21 protein-coding genes are annotated in these 21,336 nt (G+C 40.4%); 3 read left to right on the top strand and 18 right to left on the bottom strand.

Annotated features, from left to right (window positions below):
- Positions 1-365 precede the first annotated feature (365 nt).
- The 12 genes from deoC to gpr form a co-directional block, all read right to left on the bottom strand.
- Positions 366-1,037: a deoxyribose-phosphate aldolase gene (deoC, locus tag ACTWP7_RS03590; protein WP_443122139.1), complete on the bottom strand. Its 672-nt coding sequence runs from the start codon at positions 1,035-1,037 to the stop codon at positions 366-368.
- Positions 1,038-1,121: 84 nt separating this feature from the next.
- Positions 1,122-1,883: a 16S rRNA (uracil(1498)-N(3))-methyltransferase gene (locus tag ACTWP7_RS03585; protein ID WP_443122046.1), complete on the bottom strand. Its 762-nt coding sequence runs from the start codon at positions 1,881-1,883 to the stop codon at positions 1,122-1,124.
- A 6-nt stretch (positions 1,884-1,889) separates the two neighbouring features.
- Positions 1,890-2,834, bottom strand: a complete 945-nt coding sequence (gene prmA / locus ACTWP7_RS03580) for a 50S ribosomal protein L11 methyltransferase (protein ID WP_443122045.1) — start codon at positions 2,832-2,834, stop codon at positions 1,890-1,892.
- Positions 2,835-3,045: 211 nt separating this feature from the next.
- On the bottom strand, positions 3,046-4,167 hold the full coding sequence (gene dnaJ, locus ACTWP7_RS03575) for a molecular chaperone DnaJ (RefSeq protein ID WP_089749071.1): 1,122 nt from the start codon (positions 4,165-4,167) through the stop codon (positions 3,046-3,048).
- A gap of 147 nt (positions 4,168-4,314) precedes the next feature.
- The gene (dnaK, locus tag ACTWP7_RS03570; RefSeq protein ID WP_089749070.1) at positions 4,315-6,144 is read right to left on the bottom strand and encodes a molecular chaperone DnaK; all 1,830 of its coding nucleotides are present in this window, start codon (positions 6,142-6,144) and stop codon (positions 4,315-4,317) included.
- Between the two features lie 40 nt (positions 6,145-6,184).
- Positions 6,185-6,727 carry a nucleotide exchange factor GrpE gene (grpE, locus tag ACTWP7_RS03565; RefSeq protein WP_014643809.1) on the bottom strand — a complete coding sequence of 181 codons (543 nt, stop codon included), beginning with the start codon at positions 6,725-6,727 and terminating at the stop codon, positions 6,185-6,187.
- A 119-nt stretch (positions 6,728-6,846) separates the two neighbouring features.
- The gene (gene hrcA / locus ACTWP7_RS03560) at positions 6,847-7,869 is read right to left on the bottom strand and encodes a heat-inducible transcriptional repressor HrcA (RefSeq protein ID WP_443122044.1); all 1,023 of its coding nucleotides are present in this window, start codon (positions 7,867-7,869) and stop codon (positions 6,847-6,849) included.
- A gap of 98 nt (positions 7,870-7,967) precedes the next feature.
- Positions 7,968-9,107 carry a radical SAM family heme chaperone HemW gene (gene hemW / locus ACTWP7_RS03555; RefSeq protein WP_443122138.1) on the bottom strand — a complete coding sequence of 380 codons (1,140 nt, stop codon included), beginning with the start codon at positions 9,105-9,107 and terminating at the stop codon, positions 7,968-7,970.
- 75 nt (positions 9,108-9,182) lie between these two features.
- Positions 9,183-10,997, bottom strand: a complete 1,815-nt coding sequence (gene lepA, locus ACTWP7_RS03550; protein ID WP_443122043.1) for a translation elongation factor 4 — start codon at positions 10,995-10,997, stop codon at positions 9,183-9,185.
- Between the two features lie 90 nt (positions 10,998-11,087).
- Entirely contained in the window at positions 11,088-11,378 is a 291-nt protein-coding gene (locus ACTWP7_RS03545) for a hypothetical protein (protein ID WP_443122042.1), read from the bottom strand.
- Between the two features lie 22 nt (positions 11,379-11,400).
- A complete protein-coding gene (gene spoIIP, locus ACTWP7_RS03540) occupies positions 11,401-12,549 on the bottom strand; it encodes a stage II sporulation protein P (RefSeq protein WP_443122041.1) in 1,149 nt (382 codons plus the stop codon).
- 96 nt (positions 12,550-12,645) lie between these two features.
- A complete protein-coding gene (gpr, locus tag ACTWP7_RS03535) occupies positions 12,646-13,737 on the bottom strand; it encodes a GPR endopeptidase (RefSeq protein WP_443122040.1) in 1,092 nt (363 codons plus the stop codon).
- Between the two features lie 160 nt (positions 13,738-13,897).
- On the opposite strand from gpr, the gene rpsT reads away from it, so the two are divergent.
- Positions 13,898-14,158, top strand: a complete 261-nt coding sequence (rpsT, locus tag ACTWP7_RS03530) for a 30S ribosomal protein S20 (RefSeq protein WP_014643816.1) — start codon at positions 13,898-13,900, stop codon at positions 14,156-14,158.
- A gap of 96 nt (positions 14,159-14,254) precedes the next feature.
- Here rpsT and holA read toward each other — a convergent pair whose 3' ends face one another.
- The gene (holA, locus tag ACTWP7_RS03525) at positions 14,255-15,277 is read right to left on the bottom strand and encodes a DNA polymerase III subunit delta (RefSeq protein ID WP_443122039.1); all 1,023 of its coding nucleotides are present in this window, start codon (positions 15,275-15,277) and stop codon (positions 14,255-14,257) included.
- 351 nt (positions 15,278-15,628) lie between these two features.
- Here holA and ACTWP7_RS03520 point away from each other — a divergent pair, with 351 nt between their 5' ends.
- Positions 15,629-15,763 carry a YqzM family protein gene (locus tag ACTWP7_RS03520; RefSeq protein ID WP_089749053.1) on the top strand — a complete coding sequence of 45 codons (135 nt, stop codon included), beginning with the start codon at positions 15,629-15,631 and terminating at the stop codon, positions 15,761-15,763.
- A gap of 40 nt (positions 15,764-15,803) precedes the next feature.
- Here ACTWP7_RS03520 and ACTWP7_RS03515 read toward each other — a convergent pair whose 3' ends face one another.
- The 3 genes from ACTWP7_RS03515 to ACTWP7_RS03505 form a co-directional block, all read right to left on the bottom strand.
- Entirely contained in the window at positions 15,804-18,068 is a 2,265-nt protein-coding gene (locus tag ACTWP7_RS03515; RefSeq protein ID WP_443122038.1) for a DNA internalization-related competence protein ComEC/Rec2, read from the bottom strand.
- Positions 18,065-18,625, bottom strand: a complete 561-nt coding sequence (locus ACTWP7_RS03510; RefSeq protein WP_443122037.1) for a ComE operon protein 2 — start codon at positions 18,623-18,625, stop codon at positions 18,065-18,067. The genes ACTWP7_RS03515 and ACTWP7_RS03510 overlap by 4 nt, the downstream gene beginning before the upstream one ends.
- Positions 18,626-18,695: 70 nt before the next feature.
- Positions 18,696-19,259 carry a helix-hairpin-helix domain-containing protein gene (locus ACTWP7_RS03505; protein ID WP_443122036.1) on the bottom strand — a complete coding sequence of 188 codons (564 nt, stop codon included), beginning with the start codon at positions 19,257-19,259 and terminating at the stop codon, positions 18,696-18,698.
- A gap of 77 nt (positions 19,260-19,336) precedes the next feature.
- On the opposite strand from ACTWP7_RS03505, the gene comER reads away from it, so the two are divergent.
- On the top strand, positions 19,337-20,146 hold the full coding sequence (comER, locus tag ACTWP7_RS03500) for a late competence protein ComER (protein ID WP_443122035.1): 810 nt from the start codon (positions 19,337-19,339) through the stop codon (positions 20,144-20,146).
- A gap of 86 nt (positions 20,147-20,232) precedes the next feature.
- Here the strand turns inward: comER and ACTWP7_RS03495 are convergent, their stop codons facing one another.
- Positions 20,233-20,970: a class I SAM-dependent DNA methyltransferase gene (locus ACTWP7_RS03495; protein WP_443122034.1), complete on the bottom strand. Its 738-nt coding sequence runs from the start codon at positions 20,968-20,970 to the stop codon at positions 20,233-20,235.
- A 4-nt stretch (positions 20,971-20,974) separates the two neighbouring features.
- On the bottom strand, positions 20,975-21,328 hold the full coding sequence (gene rsfS, locus ACTWP7_RS03490) for a ribosome silencing factor (RefSeq protein ID WP_014643824.1): 354 nt from the start codon (positions 21,326-21,328) through the stop codon (positions 20,975-20,977).
- Positions 21,329-21,336 lie beyond the last annotated feature (8 nt).

The following is a 21,336-nucleotide window of genomic DNA, read 5'->3' as shown; positions in this document are numbered from 1 at the left end:
AACATGCTTTCGCAAAAGAGAGAAACCAGCTTCACTTACCCACCAACCGAGACTAAAACTTGATGTCTTTCTATGTCTATACCCGAAACGCTACGACTATATAGAATAAATCAGCCCTGCAAGTAAGGTGGAAAATTGATAGATAGACGCATTGCTTCTTTTACGTCATTACATGTAAACATTCTCAGCAAATCACTATTCAAACATAGACGAGATTGATAAATAAGCAAGCATGCATCATTACGCCCGAAAAATAGCATCGCTCTCGATAAGTACTCCAAAAACTTTGATTTATATCTAATTATAACAGATATGGAAAAAAAAGAAAGCCGCTAGCTTTTCAGCAGGGCGGCTCTCTTACAATATTAATAATCTGATGTTCCTTTTTCGCCCTTAAGAATAGAAATTCCTGCGCTGGCGCCTATACGTGTAGCACCTGCTTCAATCATTTCGTTCGCACCTTCATAATCCCGAACGCCGCCTGAAGCTTTTACTCCCATCTCTGGACCAACCGTTTTGCGCATAAGACTGATATCAGCCACCGTTGCTCCACCGCCAGAAAATCCAGTTGATGTTTTCACATAATCTGCTCCTGCTTCTTTAGCAATGTGAGAAGCTTTTTCTTTTTCTTCTTCAGTTAATAGAGACGTTTCGATAATGACTTTTACGATTGCTTTTCCTGCTGCTTCACGAACAACAGCTTCTATGTCTGATTGTACAGCTTCAGTATTTCCTGACTTAAGCTCTCCGATATTAATTACCATATCCACTTCTTCAGCACCTTTTTCAATCGCCTGACGGGTTTCAAAGGCTTTTGTTTCTTTAGTGGAAGCTCCTAATGGAAAGCCTATAACCGTACATACTTTTACATCCGTGTCCTTTAATTTCTCATAGCAATAGTCTACCCAGTAAGGATTTACACAAACGGAGGCAAAGTCGTACTCTGCAGCTTCTTCGCATATTTGAGTAATCTTTTCCTTGGTTGTGTCTGGTTTTAATTGTGTATGGTCAATCATCTTTGCAAGATTTTGTCCCATGTATTTAATCTTCCCTTCTGATTTTGGAGTTGTTCGTACAACTAATTTTAACATACCTATGCATATTAAGGAATCTAAGCTTCTTCAGCTATTCTTTCCTCTTTCCTCAAAATGATAAGAAAGAGTGGATAGAAAATATAAAGGCGCAGTTTCCATACGAAGAATTCTTGGACCAAGGCGCACCGTCAAAAAGCCTGCACTAACTAAATCACTAACCTCTTTTTCAGAAAAACCGCCCTCTGGTCCAAAAACGACCAATACCCTATCGTCCGGCTTTATCATTTCTAATATAGAGGCGAGCGATCTATATGATTTGCGACGTGCTTCATCTGCATGTGCCAGGATGCACCAGTCATAATCTTTTGTTAAATGAATGAGCTCTTGAAAGGACAATAGAGAATGAATCTCAGGAATACAACTTCTTTCCGATTGCTCACTAGCTTCTTTAGCAATCTTTTGCAGCCGTTGTATTTTCTTTTCTGCCTTTTTTTCATCCCATTTAGCCACTGATCGCTCAGCCTGATAAGGAATAAATGTGAATGCTCCAAGTTCCGTTCCTTTTTGAACGACTTGCTCTAACTTGTCCCCTTTACCAAGGCTTTGCACGATACTTACCTGAACGGGGAGTTCACGATTTTCCTCTAACCATTCCTCTACCCAGCATTCTACATGATTGGACGTTACTTCTGAAATCTTGCATATAGACGGTCCAAATTCCGGGTGAATTCCGATCAGCTTATCTCCTTTATCCATGCGCATGACTCGAGAAATATGATGCACATCTTCTCCTGTAATCCATAAACGCCCGTTTTCCCAACTAGAACCTTCTACAAAATAACGCTGCATCCAACATCACCTTGATTCTGGCTTTCTGGCAATAATACTGATCCAGTCTTCCATTTTATTTGTTTCCACAATATCAAAACCGGAACCTTTCAGACGTTCCAGCACCATTTCCTTTTTGCCAGATATGATTCCGCACGTAATAAAATATCCTCCAGGTTTAACGACTTTAAAAGCATCATCCGTAAACCGAACGATAATTTCAGCCAGTATATTAGAAACAATCAGATCCGCTTCCTGTTCAACTCCTTCAAGAAGATTATTAAGCTTAGCGGAAATTTGATTTTCAACCCCATTCAACTCGGCATTAATCATGGTACTTTTCACTGCAATATCATCCAGATCAAACGCATGAACGTGGGTTGCCCCTAATAAAACAGAGGCGACACTTAATATTCCAGAACCTGTCCCTACATCCAATACTAAATCGCCTTTTTGTAAATACTGTTCCAAAGCCTGAATACTAAGAACAGTTGTCGGATGAGTACCTGTCCCGAAAGCCATACCGGGATCCATTTCGATGATTATTTCATCACTGGATACAGGAGTATAATCTTCCCACGTCGGCATAATGGTAATCCTTTCAGAGATCTTAACCGGTTTGTAATACTTTTTCCAGGCTGTCGCCCAGTCCTCTTCCTGAACCTCGCTAAGGGTTACTACATTTCTTCCCACATCTATCCCAAACTCATGGAGATTATTTATAGATTGCTTAATCTCCTCAATCGTCTCCCCCAGAAAGCTGTTCATAGGTAAATAAGCTTTAACATAAACTCCTTCTTCAGGATAATCTTCAGGGTTCAATTCATAAATTTCTCCCAGGTCAGTCTGGCCTTTCATCATATCTTGCGGGTCTTCAATTACGACGCCGCTGGCTCCTGATTCATGTAAAATATTGGATATCGGTTCGATCGCTTCGTTAGTTGTATGAATACAAAATTCAGACCATTTCATTGAACTCCACTCACTTTATAGTTTTTTAATGCCCGTCTCCGAATACCTGCAAGCTAGATTTCCCGCCTTTGGCTCCGTTATTCAACTGAATTGATAACAGCAAATAGAATTTTATCTCATAAAAAAGAGTGTCTGAACGATTTACGGGACCTTACAGATTTAAAAACCCTGTGAACCGTTTATCGTTCCAGACACTCTCCTTTTTATTCTATCAGTCACCTTTAAAGGCGCGCTTCATGCGTTCAAAAAAGTTACCGTGCTGCTCTTCTGTAGCTTCGTTACCGCTAATATCATTAAATTCACGCAGCAGTTCTTTTTGCCGTTCTGTAAGATTTTTCGGAGTGATAATTTTCATTTTTACGTGCTGGTCTCCTTGACCGCGCCCATGAACATTTGGAGCACCTTTTTCTTTCAAACGGAATGTTTTACCAGTTTGAGTACCTGCTGGAATCTTAAGCATAACTTTTCCGTGAACGGTTGGGACTTCAATCTCATCACCAAGTGCGGCTTGTGCGAAAGTCAGCGGGATTTCACAAAAGATGTGGTCGCCGTCACGCTGGAAGAACTCATGAGGCTGAACGCGGATCACTACAAACAGATCTCCTGCAGGTCCCCCATTTACTCCTGCCTCACCTTTTCCTTGGACACGGATTTGATGACCTTCATCGATACCTGCAGGGATATCAATATGAATTTTATTACGTTTTGTCACCCGGCCATCGCCGCCGCAAGTTTGACATTTATCTTTAATAATTTTACCGCTTCCCTGACAGTAATGACATACTCTGCGGTTAACTACGCGGCCAAACGGTGTGTTCTGCTCCTGGTTGATTTGCCCACTGCCTTCACAGTGTGGACACGTGTCTGGCGTAGTACCTGGTTTAGCACCAGAACCATCACATGTATCGCAGGCTTCTTCAACTGGAATTTCAACATCAGTACTCTTACCAAATATGGCTTCTTCGAATTGTAAAGTCATGGTGTATTGCAGGTCAGCACCCTTACGTGGAGCGTTTGGGTCACGCTGACGGCCACCACCACCAAAGAACATATCGAAAATATCTCCAAAGCCGCCAAAGTCTTGACCGCCTCCGAAGCCACCAAATCCTTGGTTAGGATCCTGATGACCAAACTGATCGTACTGAGCACGTTTTTGCTGGTCACTTAACGTTTCGTACGCTTCTTTCGCTTCCTTGAATTTCTCTGAAGCATTTTCCTCTTCACTAACATCTGGATGATACTTTCTTGCTAGTTTTCGGTACGCTTTTTTAATTTCGTCTTTAGAGGCATCCTGGGATACACCCAGCACCTCATAATAATCGCGTTTACTCACTTGTCGATCACTCTCCCGGACACTATTACATAACGTTTATATTAACATTGACTGGTTTGTTTAAGCAAACAGGATGGAATTCATCCCTACGTGAAAAAAGTCAAAGTCAAGAAGATCCTGACTTTGACTTTTCTTTTTTACCTTTTATTATTTTTTGTTCTCGTCATCGTTAACTTCTTCATAATCAGCATCCACAACATCTTCATCAGCGCCGCCTTCTTGGCCTTGCTGAGCTTCAGCTTGCTGCTGAGCCTGTTCGTATAGCTTCACAGATAGAGCTTGAACTTGTTCTTGAAGAGCATCTTTCTTCTCTTTAATTGCTTCTTGGTCTTCGCCTTCTAGTGCGGTCTGAAGTTCTTCTTTAGCTGTTTCAGCTTTTTGTTTTTCTTCTTCGCTTACTTGCTCACCGAGATCTTTAATCGTTTTATCTGTTGTGAAGATAAGCTGGTCTGCTTCATTACGAAGCTCGATTGCTTCACGTTTCTTCTTATCTTCTTCAGCATTTTCTTCTGCCTGACGAACCATATCTTCTACTTCTTCGTCAGAAAGACCTGAAGAGGATTTAATCGTAATGGACTGTTCTTTATTCGTACCCATATCTTTCGCACGAACATTTACAATTCCGTTTGCATCAATATCAAAGCTTACTTCGATTTGAGGCACACCGCGTGGAGCTGGTGGAATATCTGTAAGTTGGAAACGTCCAAGCGTTTTGTTGTCCTGTGCCATTTCACGTTCACCCTGGAGGACGTGGATGTCAACCGCTGTTTGGTTATCAGCAGCTGTAGAGAATACTTGTGAATGGCTAGTTGGGATCGTTGTATTACGCTCAATAAGCTTAGTCGTCACTCCACCCATCGTTTCAATACCAAGAGAAAGTGGGGTCACGTCTAGAAGTACAACATCTTTCACATCGCCTTGAAGAACTCCACCTTGAATAGATGCACCAAGCGCAACTACTTCATCAGGGTTTACTCCTTTAGATGGGTCTTTACCTACTTCTTTCTTGATCGCTTCCTGAACTGCAGGAATACGAGTGGAACCACCTACAAGAAGTACTTTATGAATGTCGCTAGCGCTCATGCCAGCATCTTTCATAGCTTGACGAGTCGGCTTCATAGAACGCTCAATTAGATCAGATGCAAGTTCTTCGAATTTAGCACGTGTTAGATTCATTTCAAGGTGAAGTGGTCCAGCCTCTCCAGCTGTGATAAATGGAAGAGAAATCTGAGTTTGCGCTACACCAGATAAATCTTTTTTCGCTTTTTCAGCAGCATCTTTCAAGCGCTGTTTCGCCATCTTATCTTGAGAAAGATCAATACCGTTTTCTTTCTTGAATTCAGCTACCATGTGATCAATGATAACCTGGTCAAAGTCGTCACCACCAAGACGGTTGTCACCGGCAGTAGCTACTACTTCAAAAGTACCTTCGCCAATGTCAAGAATAGATACGTCGAACGTACCGCCGCCAAGGTCATAGACAAGAATTGTCTGGTCCTGATCTTCTTTATCGATACCATAAGCGAGAGCTGCTGCTGTAGGTTCGTTAATAATACGCTCAACCTCAAGACCTGCAATTTTACCAGCATCTTTCGTAGCTTGACGTTCAGCATCATTGAAATAAGCAGGTACAGTAATAACTGCTTTATCTACTGTGTCTCCCAGGTAATCTTCTGCATAATTCTTGATGTATTGAAGGATGATAGCAGAAACTTCCTGTGGAGTGTACTCTTTTCCTTCTACTTCTACTTTGTGATCTGTACCCATGTAACGTTTGATGGAAAGAATTGTGTTAGGGTTTGTGATTGCTTGACGCTTAGCTACTTCCCCTACTTGACGCTCCCCATTTTTAAATGCAACGGCTGATGGAGTCGTACGGTTCCCCTCTGGATTAGGGATAACTTTTGATTCTCCACCTTCCATTACAGCTACACAAGAGTTTGTTGTACCTAAATCGATTCCAATAATTTTACCCATGGTTTGTGTCCTCCTTTACCTTACTACATCCAATGTTAATTTACTGATTTACTTTTACCATAGCCGGGCGGATAACCCGATCATTTAGCCGATACCCTTTTTGCAGTTCTTCTACTACAATGTTGGAGCCAAAGTTTTCATCTTCGACTTGCATCACGGCCTGGTGGAGATGAGGATCAAACTCTTCTCCTTGAGATGCAATCTCTTCCACTCCCTCTTTTTCAAGAGCACTGTGGAACTGTTGATAAACCATTTTGATACCTTCAACAAATTTCTGAGATGCATCTCCATCTACTTCAACCTGCAAAGCTCTTTCGAAGTTATCCATTACAGGAATTAACTCTTCAACTAAGCTTTGGGATCTATATTTCCGATCCGCTTCTCTTTCTTTCTGAGTACGGCGTCGGAAATTATCATAATCAGCTTGAAGACGAAGCAAGCGGTTCTGCGCTTCTTCTTTTTCCTCACGCAGCTGTTCCAATTCAGAACTTTCCTCTACTACTTCTGCTTCTTCATCAGCTGTTTGATTTTCTTCATTCGTTTCATCAATAATTTCTTGATTCTGCTGCTTACTTTCTTCCACGACTTCCACCTCCTAAATTCCAATTCACCGTTAATGACTATAACATGAATTGATATGCTGAAAAAGCAATATACAATAAAGAAGCGATGGGATAAAAAACCGCTCTTTATGATAAAAGGTTAGTACCACCCTTTGAACGTTTCCGTCATGTGTTTAGATAAAACATTCATTAATGAAAACATCCGGTTGTACTCCATACGTGTGGGACCTAACAAAGCAATAGTACCTATTTGGTTATTGCTTAGTTTATAACTAGCTGTGATCAGGCTGCAGTTCTGCATCGCATCAAAAGGATTTTCCTGACCTATTCGTACATTAATACCTTCATCACCAGAACGCAGTAAATCTGCGATATCATTCTCCTGTTCGATCGTAGCGTATAAGGACCGTACTTTATCGAGGTCCCTAAATTCGGGCTGCATTAGAATGTTCGTTTTACCACCAATGTAAAGCTTAGTACTATGATCATCCAGAAGAGCAGCCTGTAAGTAAGAGAATGCCTGTTCATGCTGATCCGTATGGGTCTTGAGCAAATCACTAATTTCAGTATGCAGCTTTTCATGCAGTTTCACTAAGGGCACACCCTGAAGACGACTGTTTAAAATGTTAACCATTTTTTCAAGATTTGAAGGATTTATTTCCACAGGAACGTTGAACGCTCTATGTTCCACGTGACCTGTATTGGTAACCAGAATAGCAATCGCAGATTGATCATTCAAAGGTACGATCTGGAGCTGTTTTAATTTGGTTTCAAACACTTCAGGACCAAGAATAATGGACGTATAATTTGTTAAATCTGACAGAATGCCGGCAGATTTCTGCACGACTCTCTCAAATTCAAGCATCTTGTCGTCGAAGGCTTCCCTAATAGTCACTATTTCTTTGTTCGACAGACGTAATGGAGCAAGAAGGTGATCCACATAAAAGCGGTAGCCCTTCTCAGATGGAACTCGTCCAGAAGAAGAATGGGTCTTTTCAATATATCCCATCTCCTCAAGGTCTGCCATTTCATTTCTAATTGTAGCTGAACTAAAAGTTACAGCATTTTTTCTAGCAATTGACCGCGACCCCACAGGTTGTGCAGTCAGAATGAAATCATCAATAATCACTTGCAAAATGAGCAATTGTCTTTCAGTTAACATCGATGATCACCTCTGTTAGCACTCGAAGAAAGTGAGTGCTAAATCTAATAATAAATTATCAAAAGGGGTTGAGGATGTCAACGGATAACATTTAATTTTTAGTCATCAATAAGAAATTCTTGAAATACTTCATTTCCCAGTATCCGTCCGCGTGGAGTTAAATGAATTTTGTCACTTTGCTGCTCAATTAATCCTCTTTTTTTCAAAGATGGAAAAGCCTCTCCAAACACTTCTTCTGCATCACAATTGTACTTTTCACGAAATCTTGTTAGTGAAACCCCGGACGTTTTTCTGAGCCCCAGAAACATTTCCTCTTCCATTTGCTCTTTCACACCTATGGGTTCCTCATGAAGAACTGGTTTCCCGTTTTGCATTGCTTGTTTTACATACGCGGGAAGCGGACGTATATTAATCGTTCTTTTGCCTGGAAGGTATCCATGTGATCCAGCTCCGATTCCGTAATAATATTCATTATTCCAGTATGTCAGGTTATGCTTGCTTTCAAACCCGGGTTTTGCGAAATTACTGATCTCATACTGCTGGACACCGTTTGCTGCGAGCTTCTCCTGAAGCATTTCATACATTTGGGCTTCATCTTCTTCAGGGGGCTTCACTAGAGTACCTTTATTATAACGCTGATAAAACACGGTCTTAGGTTCAATTTGCAGCGAGTAAGAAGAGTAGTGGGGTAAACCGAATTGCAGAGCCTCATCAATCGTCTTTTCAAAATCTTTAACACTTTGTCCAGGAAGAGCATACATGAGATCAATGCTCACGTTAGATAACCCTACCTGCAGGAGACGATCAATATTGGTGTACACGTCTTTCACTCGATGGACACGACCAATTTTTTCAAGCATGTCATCATCGAAAACCTGAACACCTAAGGAAATTCGGTTCACTCCATAATCTTTCAGCATTTGTACTTTCTCAAGATCCAGATCTCCAGGATTTGCTTCAAACGTATATTCTTCGCAAGAAGCTATATCAAAATGATTATGAATCATATCAAGGAGCTTCCTCAACTGTTTGTGTGTCACAACAGTTGGTGTGCCACCGCCGACAAAAATAGTTTGTACTACAGCTTTTTCTCCAGGTACGTAAGTGTGTATTTCCTTTTCTAACGCTTCCAAATATTCATCAGCGAGTTTCTCGTTATAAAAAAACTTTGTAAAGTCACAGTAATGACAAATCTGCTGGCAAAAAGGGATGTGAATATAAGCGGAAGGTATATTCATAGATGTTGTTCCACCTTTCATAAGGAAAACCGCAAGAGATTCACTCCTGCGGCTTTATTCATTATCTTCATTTGATTAATCTTCACTCAGATCCAGAACGGACATGAAGGCCTCTTGAGGAACTTCTACCGAACCAACCATTTTCATGCGTTTTTTACCTTCTTTTTGTTTCTCAAGAAGTTTACGCTTACGGGAAATATCGCCTCCGTAACATTTGGAGAGTACGTTTTTGCGCATCGCTTTAATCGTTGTACGCGCAACAATTTTAGTTCCAATTGCTGCTTGAACAGGGACTTCAAACTGCTGTCTGGGAATGAGGTTCTTCAGTTTTTCAGCAATCAGTTTTCCACGTTCATAGGCAAAATCACGGTGAACGATGAACGATAAAGCATCAATCGTATCTCCGTTCAACAGGATATCCATCTTAACTAAATTAGAAGAGCGGTATCCAATCAGTTCGTAATCGAAAGAAGCATACCCTTTAGTCTGAGACTTCAAGGAATCAAAGAAATCATAAACGATTTCTGAGAGTGGAATTTCATATACAATATTAACGCGATTATCATCCAGATATTGCATATCCATGAAATTCCCGCGTTTCCGCTGACAAATTTCCATGACAGGTCCAACATAATCATTAGGAACCATTATGGTTGCTTTTACGAAAGGCTCTTGCACTTCTTCAAGGGTTTGATTCTCCGGCATCATGGATGGGTTATCCACTTCTTTCTCTTCCCCATCCGTAAGTTTAACCTTATAAATTACACTCGGTGCTGTAGTAATCAGATCGATTTTATATTCGCGCTCGATCCGCTCCTGAATGATTTCCATATGAAGCATTCCCAGAAAACCACAGCGGAAACCAAATCCTAAAGCCTGAGAAGTCTCGGCTTCATATTGTAAAGAGGAATCATTTAGTTCAAGACGTTCAAGAGCATCTCTTAAATCATTGTATTTATTAGCATCTACCGGATACATTCCGCAGAAAACCATTGGATTCATTTTTTTGTAACCTGGAAGCGGTTCCTTGGCAGGATTATTGGCTAAGGTTATGGTATCTCCAACGCGAGAGTCTCCAATATTTTTTATAGAAGCAGTTAAATAACCAACATCACCTACCTGCAATTGTTTTAAAGGGGTTGGTGTCGGTCGGAACACGCCAACCTCATTTACTTCAAACTCTTTTCCTGTTGCCATCATTTTGATCTTGTCGCCGACTTTAATAGATCCCTCGCGTACACACGTGTAAGCAATAACTCCTCTATAGGAATCATAAAGAGAATCAAAAATCAGTCCCTTGGTTGGAGCCTTAGCTTCTCCTGCAGGTGCAGGGATGTCGGAAACTATACGTTCTAAAATTTCATCGATCCCTACCCCATCTTTCGCTGAAGCTAATATAGCATCAGACGCATCAATGCCAATCACATCTTCTATCTCCTGCTTAATCCGATCAGGGTCAGCTCCTGGAAGATCAATCTTATTAATAACTGGAATAATTTCCAGCTCATTCTCTAAGGCCAGATAAACATTCGCCAGGGTCTGGGCTTCAATACCCTGAGCGGCGTCAACCACTAGAATAGCACCTTCACAAGCAGCTAAGCTACGGGACACCTCATATGTAAAATCGACATGTCCTGGTGTATCAATTAAATGAAAAGTATAGTCCTCTCCATCGTTAGCTGCATAGTTAAGCTGGACAGCATTCAACTTGATCGTAATGCCTCTTTCTCTTTCTAAATCCATCGCATCAAGAAACTGTTCCTTCATTTCTCTTTGCGTTAATGCTTTTGTTTTTTCAAGGATTCTGTCAGCAAGCGTCGATTTCCCATGATCAATATGGGCAATAATCGAAAAGTTGCGGACTCTATCCTGATTATATTGACTAGTCAACTTACATCACTCCTACTTAATTCGGCACACATAACTAGCCTGATTATAGCAATAGGAGTTTGATTATTCAATGTCTAAGCTGAATCGATTCTATGGTGAACCGGGATTGGAGTGTATAAACTCAGCCAGTACCAGAATAATTCCATTGAAGCTTGCCGCCACTCCTTCCCCTATCCCTGCAGCAACTTTCACAATAAACGGAATATCCTCTATGTTTTCAGGGGGAGAGCATGGATGGACGGCAGACGATTTCTCCGGTACTTTTTCTTGAACAGTTGGGGCCGGTTCTATCTCTTTTTCCTGACTCTTGTTTATTCCATATAAAGATCCTGCCACAAACAACGTTCCGCTTAACAGAATAGCTATTAGCCACTTCATCATCCATCTCCCCCCATAATTATTCTTAAGAGTCGTTCGATACTTTCTCGGCGTTAAAGTAATATTCACTGAACACCTCTGCCATTACATCTGCAGAACGATACAATTCATCCAGGTTATTTTCTACTCCTCCGAACTCTACCACGATTAGATTAGGATCGAGATCCTGATTGTATACTCCATCCACTCCAGAACCTTTCTTCGTAATAACTCCGCGGCTAATTCCTGGATATTTACTTTCCAAAAGCTTATGCATATCAGACGCGAATTTTAAATTTTGTTCATACTGACTATGTTCAGCTCCAATAACAAAGATAAAGCGCGCATATTCTTTTCCATCGATGTTGACGGTAGTATTCTCTCTAGGAAGGCTGTCCCGATGAAGATCAAAGTAATATTGAAGCGATTCATTCTGACTCATAGCTTCCTCGATTACAGGTCTCATCGCATCATAGGACTGATAGTGCTTCATTCCTTTTTGTTTTAAGATAGAAGCCACATCAGTAAGATCGACCATTGCACCTATCCCCTCGTTTTCTAAACTCTCCGCCAGCCGCTTACCTACAAGCGTAATGTTTACTTTCCCATCATAAGCAGTTGAACGATCAGGCAAATGAGGGTAAAAGGATTCCGTATTATGAGTATGGGAAATGAATACACGATCTTCTTTAATCGTTTGATTACCTTCGGGTGAATCCTGCTGCTTCTCCTCCACGTCTCCTTCCTCCCCCTTATGATCTACATCCAGTGGGGGTTCTGACTCTATAGGAAGTGTTGCAAAGTTCGTACCTTCCCCAGCTATAATGATCTGACTGTTATAAAATGATAGACCAGGAATTTCGCGCCCAAGCAGACTCCTTGGGTCATTAGGCGTTAAGCTTGTCAAAAGTTTGAATGCTAAAGTTGATAAGCCCGGAATACGGTTTTCATCAGGGTGAGCTCCTGAAAATGTTCGATTTTCCATTTCAAACAAGTAAATAAACGAACTCCCTTTTAGTTGTGTTGTCCATTCTTGTATTGTATCCGAATACAGACGGTAAGTTGTTTTAGCACCCGTTAACAAACCTATGCCTATAAACAACAAAATCAATACAGCCGTCCCTGCAACCAGCCATTTGGACCATAACCTTATGATATGGGGACGTTTCCTTTTCCATTTTTTGTACTTAGGCATAAGAAAAATCCTCTCCTCATCCAAACTCTATCTAGTAAATGGTATGAGAGAGAGGATTTTAATAGAACCCTCTTCTATATTTAATTTAATCCCTTATTAACGGGAATAAGACTGAGCTTCCCCATCCTCTACCCCTGGATGAAGAGCTCCGTTTATACCTGAAGCGATCACGTGGGCCATGTCCTTGATAAAACCGTCTACTTCCTTTGGGGTTACCATTAAATTATGTCCAAGGGGAGTAAGAACCTCTTTGATCAGCTGTTTTTTTTCGGCTTCTCCAAGCTGACCAAACATTCCAAGGACAGCTTTACTCTGCTCTTCGTTCGGGTAGTCTTCTTCCGTTAATGTTTTTCTTTCAAAAGGATTTAGAGCTGGAGATAATGCATTAGATGGACGATCTTTTTCGTTCCATTCTCTACCAAAATGTTTCAATAAAAAATCAATCGTATCACTTGTTATCGTTACCGCATCTACAACGGTTGGAACACCGATTGAAATAACAGGAATGCCGTATGTTTCTCTACTGATTTCCTTACGTTTATTCCCCACTCCAGACCCAGGATGAATACCTGTGTCTGACAACTGGATGGTAGAATTAATGCGGCTTATAGAGCGAGAAGCTAGAGCATCGATGACGATGACAAAATCAGGTTTCGTCTCTTCAATTATCCCATTCACCATATCACTTGTTTCGATTCCTGTGACTCCCATAACGCCAGGCGTCACAGCCGAAACTGGACGGTATCCTTCTGCTACCGTCTCAGGGTGAAGTTCAAATAAATGACTGGTCACCAATACTTTTTCCGTAACCAGCGGTCCTAGAGCATCGGGGGTTACCTGGTGATTCCCCAGTCCTACAAGTAAGCAGCGATCCATTTCCTGTACACCACTGTCCTGTAGCAATTTGCGAAGCTGGCCTGAGAGTGTTTTGGCTAAATTCACTTGAAGGTCTGTATCTTGTTTTCTAATAGCTTGTGATTCGAGCGTAATGTAGTGACCTGCTTTTTTTCCAATACGCGCTGCTCCTTCATCATCTACAGTAACGTACGTAATTTTTATGTCGTCTTTTTCATTTTCTTCTACCTTAACCCCATCATCATCAGACGAATGAGGGTCATCCTTTACATTCATTTCCTGAGCTTCAAGAGCCAAATCTGTGCGTATAACGTATTCTTTTTCATTTTCCATGAAACACCCGCCTCCTTATGCCCATCTTCTCCCATACTCATAAAAAGTATGCAAATCATCATGGAGATGGATAAATCTATTGAAAACAAGCCTACGCTTTGGTAAAATGTCTCTTGTTCGATATGAATGAGTCTTTTGTTTTTACCTAGGAGGTGAAACCATGCCTAATATTAAATCAGCGAAAAAACGCGTACGCATAAACGATGAAGCCCGTTACCTAAATGCAGCTTTTAAATCAGATATGCGTACAGCTGTTAAACGTGTAGAGAAACTTGTCTCTAGTAATGAAAAAGATAGTGCGAAAGATGCTCTTAGTACAGCTGTTAAGAAAATTGACAAAGCTGTTCAACGAGGTGCCCTTCATAAAAATAACGGGAACCGTACAAAATCTCGCCTATCTAAAAAAGTAAACGCATTATAATACTTTTTTCGTTAATTATGACCAACAAACGATCCTTCCAGTGTATGGGTCGTTTTTTCATGAAAAAGAGCCTTCCGTTTTTTCGGAAGGCTCTTTTTAAGATAAGGATTGCATCTGATTTTGTTTGATATGGATCAGCTTATAAAGCATCATTTCAAATGCCAGAGATTTTTCCATCTTCCCTTGTTTCAAGGCGTGATCTGTCTGAGCAAGTTCCGTCATAATATCGTTCAGCTCTTCTAGAGTAAAGTATCTCTCTCTTTTGAGTGCCATTTTTATTACAAATGGATGAGCTTTTATATAATTTCTCATTTGATTTTGCGCATAGCCTTTTTGTTTTAAGACCTTAGCCTGGCTAATAATGCGGAATTGAGAAGCTAGAAGGGCTGTAAGAGCAATAGGTTCTTCGTTCAGTTTTTCTAAATCCTTAAATAAACGAATAGCCCTTCCTAAATCTCTTTCCATGACAGCGTCCACTAATTTTAAGCCAGAAGCTTCCGCACTGTGAGAAAGCAGTTGCTCCGCAAGTTCTCTTGTTACCACACCGCCTTCACCTACATTTAATGCAAGCTTTTCCATTTCAGACCTCAGCGCTAACAAGTTGGTCCCCACTTCCTGAGCAAATAGTTCATGTAAATTTTCCGGCACCGAAATATGTAAATCATTAGCAATTGTATCCACCCACTTAGAAACATCCCATTCTTTTACAGGCTGACATGGAATGATTTCTCCGTGCTTCTTTAGAGCTTTGAATATTTTTTTTCTCTCATCTACTTTTTCATAAGGTGCCACAAGAATTAAAGTGGTGTATTCAGCAGGAGACTGGAGGTATTGTAGAAGCGCCTCAACATCATGCTCAAATGACAACTTGTCCGGCTTTGCTTTTAAAAATACAGGGTGTTCTCCAATCACGATTTTTCTTTCACCTAAAAAGGGAAAAGTTTCCGCATCTGTTACCAGTTCTTCAATTGGCGTTTCCTCCAAATCAAATTGCGAGATATTAAATTCCTGATCTTCTTTTTTTAATGTCTGCTGAATGATTTTATTCTTATTCTCTTGAATTAAATAGGATTCTTCTCCATACAATAAATATACCTGTGACTGCTTAATTTTCCCCATTAGTTAGGTCCTTCCTTTTAAAAAAAATACGGCGCCCCCTCTTGTTAATGGAGGGTCAGTGTCACTATTTTATGGTTGTTTTACCTATCTGTCAAAATAGAGACACAGGGCCGCCGCATGAATCATCTATATAAACGTCATTTCAAAAACCCCGGAAGCTTTTGAAGAGGACGATGCTTTTCCTCTCTTGAATATAGTTTGACCCTCTAATCGAGAATTATCTGTGACAAGTCTTGCTAGCTAAGGCAATGAATGAAGCTAAAAGGGAATTTTTTATAATCACTCAAAGTTGAATGTAGATTTTTGCTTAATAATGACTTATACTTAATAATTGATATAGGAGGGGTCACAATGAACGAATTCAAGAAGGATATTCAGTCCAAAACTAATGACGTTATCGACTCTGGATTAGGGTTTGTATTCTCATTTGTTTTCTTCTTTGTTATTTTTGCAATCGGCGTTGTATTCTCTGTTATAGGACAATAATGAATACAAAATTCAAAAAGGCTGCGTTTGCAGTCTTTTTTTATTCTCTGCTCGCATTATACTGCAGAAAGGTGGAAAACGTTCCTGATGAACCAGAGAAAGTGTACTGCACAGCTCCATGATCTTTAGTCACATACAACCGACCATATTCTTCAAGCCTTTGAGTTACCTCTCCATGAGGATGTCCATAACGATTATCTCTACCAGCTGATATGAGGTTAATCCGCGGCTTTAGCCACTCCACCCACTCTTCAGAACTTGAAGTATCGCTTCCGTGGTGGGCCACTTTTAATACATCAGCCTGGATGCCGGGATAAGACTCCATTAGCTCCTCTTCGTTCTTAGTTGATATATCACCAGTAAATAACCAGGTTAACCCTCCGATTTCACTCCATAAAACCAGAGAGTTATCATTAGGGTTACGGGAATCATCTTTTGGGTAAAGCACCTGAAAGGAATGATCCGAAATAAGAATTCGATCTTCAGGTCTTACATGGACAATTTCTACACCCTTTTCATCTGCTTCATAATAGTCACTGACAAATAATTTACTCACACGAAATGTTTCAACCATTGCCTGGACGCTTCCACTGTGATCTATATCCTTATGTGAAACAAATATACCATCAATGGATCGTATCCCACGTGATTTTAAGTAGGGGCTAATGACCTGTTCAACTGTTTTATTTTTATCCTTACTGAAAACAGGGGGTCCACCCGCATCCACTATGATTATTCCTCTCCGATAAGGAAGTTCCACTACAAAACAGTCTCCCTGTCCAATATCCAGCATTGTCACTTTGCCACCGGGCGAAATATAAGGTAGAACACTAAAGAATAGAAGTACGCATACAGCAATTACCCCGGCTGTAAAACCTCTGAACAAACGTTCTCTTACCCACTCCTTCATCATGAATCCGAAGCAGAATAGATACATAAAGATATACAACGGTTCCAGCTCTCCTACAATCCATTGAATATTAAAGGGAGTACTTATAGTTTGAAGAGTGTGAAGAATTTTTTCGTGAGGGTAAATAATTATTTTAGAGAGCCAATATGCAAGTTCGGGAGTGGGCAGACAAACGCAGAATAAAAATAAGAGCAGCGGGATGAGAATAAATGAGAAGTAAGGAACTATAAGCAGATTGGCAAATAGTGAAAGGGGATTAAATTCGTAGAAATAGGAAAGTTGAATAGGAAGTATAGACAATTGACTGATTAAGCTAATGTAAGCTGACTGTACAAATACAAATGGAGACCTTTCAATAATGGGGAGAGAATAAATTAAACTCATGGTAACTAAAAAAGAAAACTGAAATCCAATATTTGTGAAGTAACCAGGAGACAATAACAATAAGCTTATAGCTACCAGGGATAAAACATCTGTTATTGGAATTTTTATTTTTATCTTCCTGAAAATCAGGATAAGGAAAGCCATTAGTGAAGCCCGCACCACAGAAGGAGCTGTTCCAGCTAAAAAACAATAGCCCGGAAGCATGAGTATGACAAGTAATCTGGCCTGCTCAATTGTTCCAAGACCAGTACGATATATAAGAAAGTATAAGCCTCCAATGGTTAATCCAACATGAAGACCTGATATGGCAAGGATATGGGCCAAATTAAAATCTCTAAACCATTCTATGGTTGATTCCTTAAGGTGCTTAGACTCTCCAAAAATCAGTGCCGCCATCCAAGGGTAAGCCTTAGCATCTACCACGGTTTCCACATGCACCAAGAGGTTATTGCGCCATTCATAGACATAACTAAGGAGAGACCGATCCTTGCATGATAATCCATCGGTACCTTCGATTTCGATTTGAGAGTATATTTCTTGATTAGCTAAAAACGCCTGGTAATTAAACTGCCCCGGGTTCGTTGCCTTGTCTATCTCTTCTCTATTGCCTTCCAGACTGCAGACCGCTCCATGGTGCCAGGTTTGCGGACGAGCTTCTGGTGCCATTTGATTATTAAAAAGAATCACCATTGCTTTCTCTTTTGAATCCTTCAGTGTAACTTCCATTTGAATCGTTTGAGGGGTCTCTTTCACATCTGAGGAGATCGTTGCTGATACCAGTCCTGTTGGACCTGGTTTAATGGAGGCAGGTGTCAAAGGGGACAAATAAAAGTAGCCAAACAGACAAAAACATAGAAGGACAGCAACATACGGCCAGGATTGCCTTATGAAGAGAATCCAGCCGATTACTATACTGACCAGTAACCAGAACGGCATCCCTGATAAACGGACAAGCACCCCGCCCAAAACAAAAGCTGTGACGGGGATATGCCACCTTCCTTTTCCGATCATTTCTTTTCCATCAGCTGAAATAAATTCCCAGCTTTCTTTTTGACGCTCTCGACATCAGGATCATTATGATCTTCAAGTTTATCTAACAATTCCTCCACAAGCTTTTGTTGTTCGTAATGCACGGGATCCGTCTCAAGAGGGACTTTCTCGGCTGTGACACCTGCCTGCTCTAATAATTCAATCGCATATGGGTGATTTTTGTAATCTTCACTGTAATATACGGCTTGTATTCCAGCCTGGATAATAGCTTTTGTACAATGAAGACAGGGAAAGTGAGTAACATAAATTTCTGATCCTTCAGCTGCTACACCGAATTTCGCACACTGAAGCAGTGCATTCATTTCTGCATGAATCGTACGCACACAATGTCCATCAATCACATAACATCCTTCATCTATGCAATGAACACCTCCAGAGACGCTTCCATTATATCCGCCGGCAATCATCCGTTTATCTCTTACAATAATAGCTCCCACGGCTAGCCGCTCACACGTACTTCTTGATTTTAAAAGATGACTTTGAGCCATAAAATACTGATTCCACGAAATTCTTTCCACTATGTAGCCCCCTGTAGATTTTTTATCAGTGTACCCTCCACTTTTTTTTTCGTCAAACAGAGTCACTCCTTTACGGTATTCGAATAAATTCCTCCAGGTTTTCAAGGGTTTTCTCACCAATACCAGTTACATTTAATAAATCTTTAGAGGTTTTAAATGGACCATTTTCCTCTCGATATTGAAGGATAGCTGCTGCTTTAGAGGGTCCAATTCCATTAAGGCTTTCAATTTCTTCCAGAGTAGCCTGATTGATTGCAAGTAATTCATTATGTTCTCCGGCTTGTTCATTTGAGACAGAAGGTAAAGCCAGCACAGAAATAACCATCTCATCCTGTAATTTTTGAGCAAGGTTAACACTGGAAGGATCGGCGTCAGTAGTTAAACCTCCAGCCATTTTAATCACACCATCTACTCTTAATCCTTTCTCTACCGAATAAACCCCCGGGTTGACGACTTCTCCTTTTACATCGACTACAACTTCTGAAGAAGTATTCTCCAACTCCTCCTCCATTGCGGGATCGGACTTTTCTACTGTAACTGAATTCTTTTCTTTATCAGGGTTATTAAATAAAATCAATAATGTGGCCGCTGCCACCACCATTATTATCCAGATATAACGCCGCAAAAACCTCATGTAATAAAACCGTCCTTTCATAATTAGAATTCATTAGAATAAAAATAATTAGGTAACTACCTAAGGAGGGGATTCCAGTGAAATGGGGAATCATCGGTACTGGTAATATGGGGAGTATGCTCACAACTTCTTTGGTGAAGAGCGGAGCAGTAAGCGCAAGTGATCTTATTATATATAACCGTACAGCACAGAAAGCTTTAGATTTACAAAAGGACACAGCTGAACTTACCGTTGCTGAGAATTTAAAGGAAGTTGCGAAAAAAAGTGATATTATTTTCTTATGTGTTAAGCCGCATCACTACAGCCAAGTATTGAATGAGATAAAAAATGAGCTAACTCTGAATCAATGTCTTGTATCCATTACAAGTCCGATTTCTGTAGAAGACCTGGAAAACAAAGTTTCTTGCCAGGTAGCAAGAATTGTCCCTTCTATTACGAACCACGCTCACGCTGGCGTAAGTTTATTTACATTTGGATCAAGAGTTACAGGCTCTGTAAAACAAAGACTGTGGCACACATTCGAGTATATTTCAAAGCCGTCAACCATTGAAGAAGACCACATACGGGCCGCTTCGGATATGGTCTCCTGTGGACCTGCTTTCATCAGTTTCTTATTAAAAAATTGGATAGAGGCTGCCGGTGAGGTAACGGGGATCTCTGAGAAGAAAGCTACAGAACTTACCGAAAATATGATAATTGGATTAGGGAGTTTATTAACAAAAGAGATCTTCACTCTCGATGAGCTAATGGAGAAAGTAACCGTTAAAGGCGGAGTGACAGGGGAAGGTTTGAAAGCACTTGAAGCACACATTGGCTCTCTTTTTCAAGAAATGTTTAAGGCAACACAAAACAAGCACAAGGAAGATAAGATTGGGATTGATCTTTAAGTATAACCTAAATAGTATAATACGACATAAAAATCGTAAATCCTCTAAAAAAACAAAAAAGGAGTACGTATTTTACGCACTCCTTTTCATACATTAGTTTTTTGACAGACAAAAAATATCCGTTCTCCGCTGTCCATGAATTCCAATTGAAAATCTGAGCTGATTAACTGGATTGTGAAGCCCGTCTGCATCAGCCATTCACTTAATTGTTCAGGTGAGTAACCTTGCTGAACATGCTGTTCGTCAAATCTTTCGTAGTTAGGACCATTTTGCACGAAAAATGTTAGGTCATGTACCATTCGATTTGCAATTTCATCCGGGTCACAAAACCAAATATAAGATAAATCATCATAAACCTCAGCAAAGGTTGCACCAATCATATTATTTTGAATATGATCAATAGAATGCACATCGAAAATAAATAATCCTGAAGGAGAAAGTGATTCATATATACTGCGAAAAGCTCGAATTACATCTTGCTGATCTGATAAATAATTCATAACATCACAGTAGCTAATGACACATTCCACATCTTTTAGACCGGCTAAATTAGTTATATCCTGTTGAAGCCATTGAATTTTAGCGGATGAATTCTTCTGATGAGCGACTGCCAGCATATCCTCAGACAAATCAACACCTGTGAGGAGATAACCTTCTTCATTTAGCCGATGTGTTACTTCCCCAGTGCCACAGCCAGCATCTACTATAGACTGAGCATTTGGAAGAAAACGCTCAATCATTTTGTTCGTAAAGTCAACCCAATGATCGTAAGGTGCATCCTTCATCAGCCGATCATATACTTGAGCCATTTGTTGATAGCTCATGCCTTCAGCCTTCTAGCCCCTCAAGAGCTACTGTAGAAGCATCTCCCCAAAGTCGTTCGAGATTATAATAGTGACGTTCATCTTTATGGAAGATATGACAGATCACGTCGTTTAGATCTACAAGAATCCATCGAGCCTGTTCAAATCCTTCCATCCTTTTTACATCAATGCCATTTTCTTCGGCTTGGTTCTTTAATTCTCTAGCTATCGCCTGCACCTGACGCTCGTTAGAGCCTTCACATATCAGGAAATAGTCGGCAATTAAGGATACATCCGACATATCTAACACCACAATATCTGTGGCTCTTTTCTCATCGCATGCCTGTGCGGCTATAGTTACTAATTCTTTACTTTCCATTCTGTTCC

Origin of the sequence: Halobacillus sp. B29, from assembly GCF_052246755.1 — a bacterium.
Lineage (GTDB): Bacteria > Bacillota > Bacilli > Bacillales > Halobacillaceae > Halobacillus > Halobacillus halophilus.
Note: the sequence above shows the minus strand (reverse complement) of the source record. Positions and strands in the feature narration are given on the sequence as shown.

What these genes read in the sequence shown, in the direction of transcription:
- prmA (WP_443122045.1), bottom strand. Translation starts at nt 2,834, where the DNA reads ATGAAATGGTCTGAATTTTGTATTCATACAACTAACGAAGCGATCGAA.
- ACTWP7_RS03495 (WP_443122034.1), bottom strand. Translation starts at nt 20,970, where the DNA reads ATGAGCTATCAACAAATGGCTCAAGTATATGATCGGCTGATGAAGGAT.
- dnaK (WP_089749070.1), bottom strand. Translation starts at nt 6,144, where the DNA reads ATGGGTAAAATTATTGGAATCGATTTAGGTACAACAAACTCTTGTGTA.
- hemW (WP_443122138.1), bottom strand. Translation starts at nt 9,107, where the DNA reads ATGAATATACCTTCCGCTTATATTCACATCCCTTTTTGCCAGCAGATT.
- deoC (WP_443122139.1), bottom strand. Translation starts at nt 1,037, where the DNA reads ATGGGACAAAATCTTGCAAAGATGATTGACCATACACAATTAAAACCA.
- spoIIP (WP_443122041.1), bottom strand. Translation starts at nt 12,549, where the DNA reads ATGCCTAAGTACAAAAAATGGAAAAGGAAACGTCCCCATATCATAAGG.
- rpsT (WP_014643816.1), top strand. Translation starts at nt 13,898, where the DNA reads ATGCCTAATATTAAATCAGCGAAAAAACGCGTACGCATAAACGATGAA.
- holA (WP_443122039.1), bottom strand. Translation starts at nt 15,277, where the DNA reads ATGGGGAAAATTAAGCAGTCACAGGTATATTTATTGTATGGAGAAGAA.
- ACTWP7_RS03520 (WP_089749053.1), top strand. Translation starts at nt 15,629, where the DNA reads ATGAACGAATTCAAGAAGGATATTCAGTCCAAAACTAATGACGTTATC.
- ACTWP7_RS03545 (WP_443122042.1), bottom strand. Translation starts at nt 11,378, where the DNA reads ATGATGAAGTGGCTAATAGCTATTCTGTTAAGCGGAACGTTGTTTGTG.
- ACTWP7_RS03585 (WP_443122046.1), bottom strand. Translation starts at nt 1,883, where the DNA reads ATGCAGCGTTATTTTGTAGAAGGTTCTAGTTGGGAAAACGGGCGTTTA.
- ACTWP7_RS03505 (WP_443122036.1), bottom strand. Translation starts at nt 19,259, where the DNA reads ATGAGGTTTTTGCGGCGTTATATCTGGATAATAATGGTGGTGGCAGCG.
- hrcA (WP_443122044.1), bottom strand. Translation starts at nt 7,869, where the DNA reads ATGTTAACTGAAAGACAATTGCTCATTTTGCAAGTGATTATTGATGAT.
- ACTWP7_RS03515 (WP_443122038.1), bottom strand. Translation starts at nt 18,068, where the DNA reads ATGATCGGAAAAGGAAGGTGGCATATCCCCGTCACAGCTTTTGTTTTG.
- rsfS (WP_014643824.1), bottom strand. Translation starts at nt 21,328, where the DNA reads ATGGAAAGTAAAGAATTAGTAACTATAGCCGCACAGGCATGCGATGAG.
- gpr (WP_443122040.1), bottom strand. Translation starts at nt 13,737, where the DNA reads ATGGAAAATGAAAAAGAATACGTTATACGCACAGATTTGGCTCTTGAA.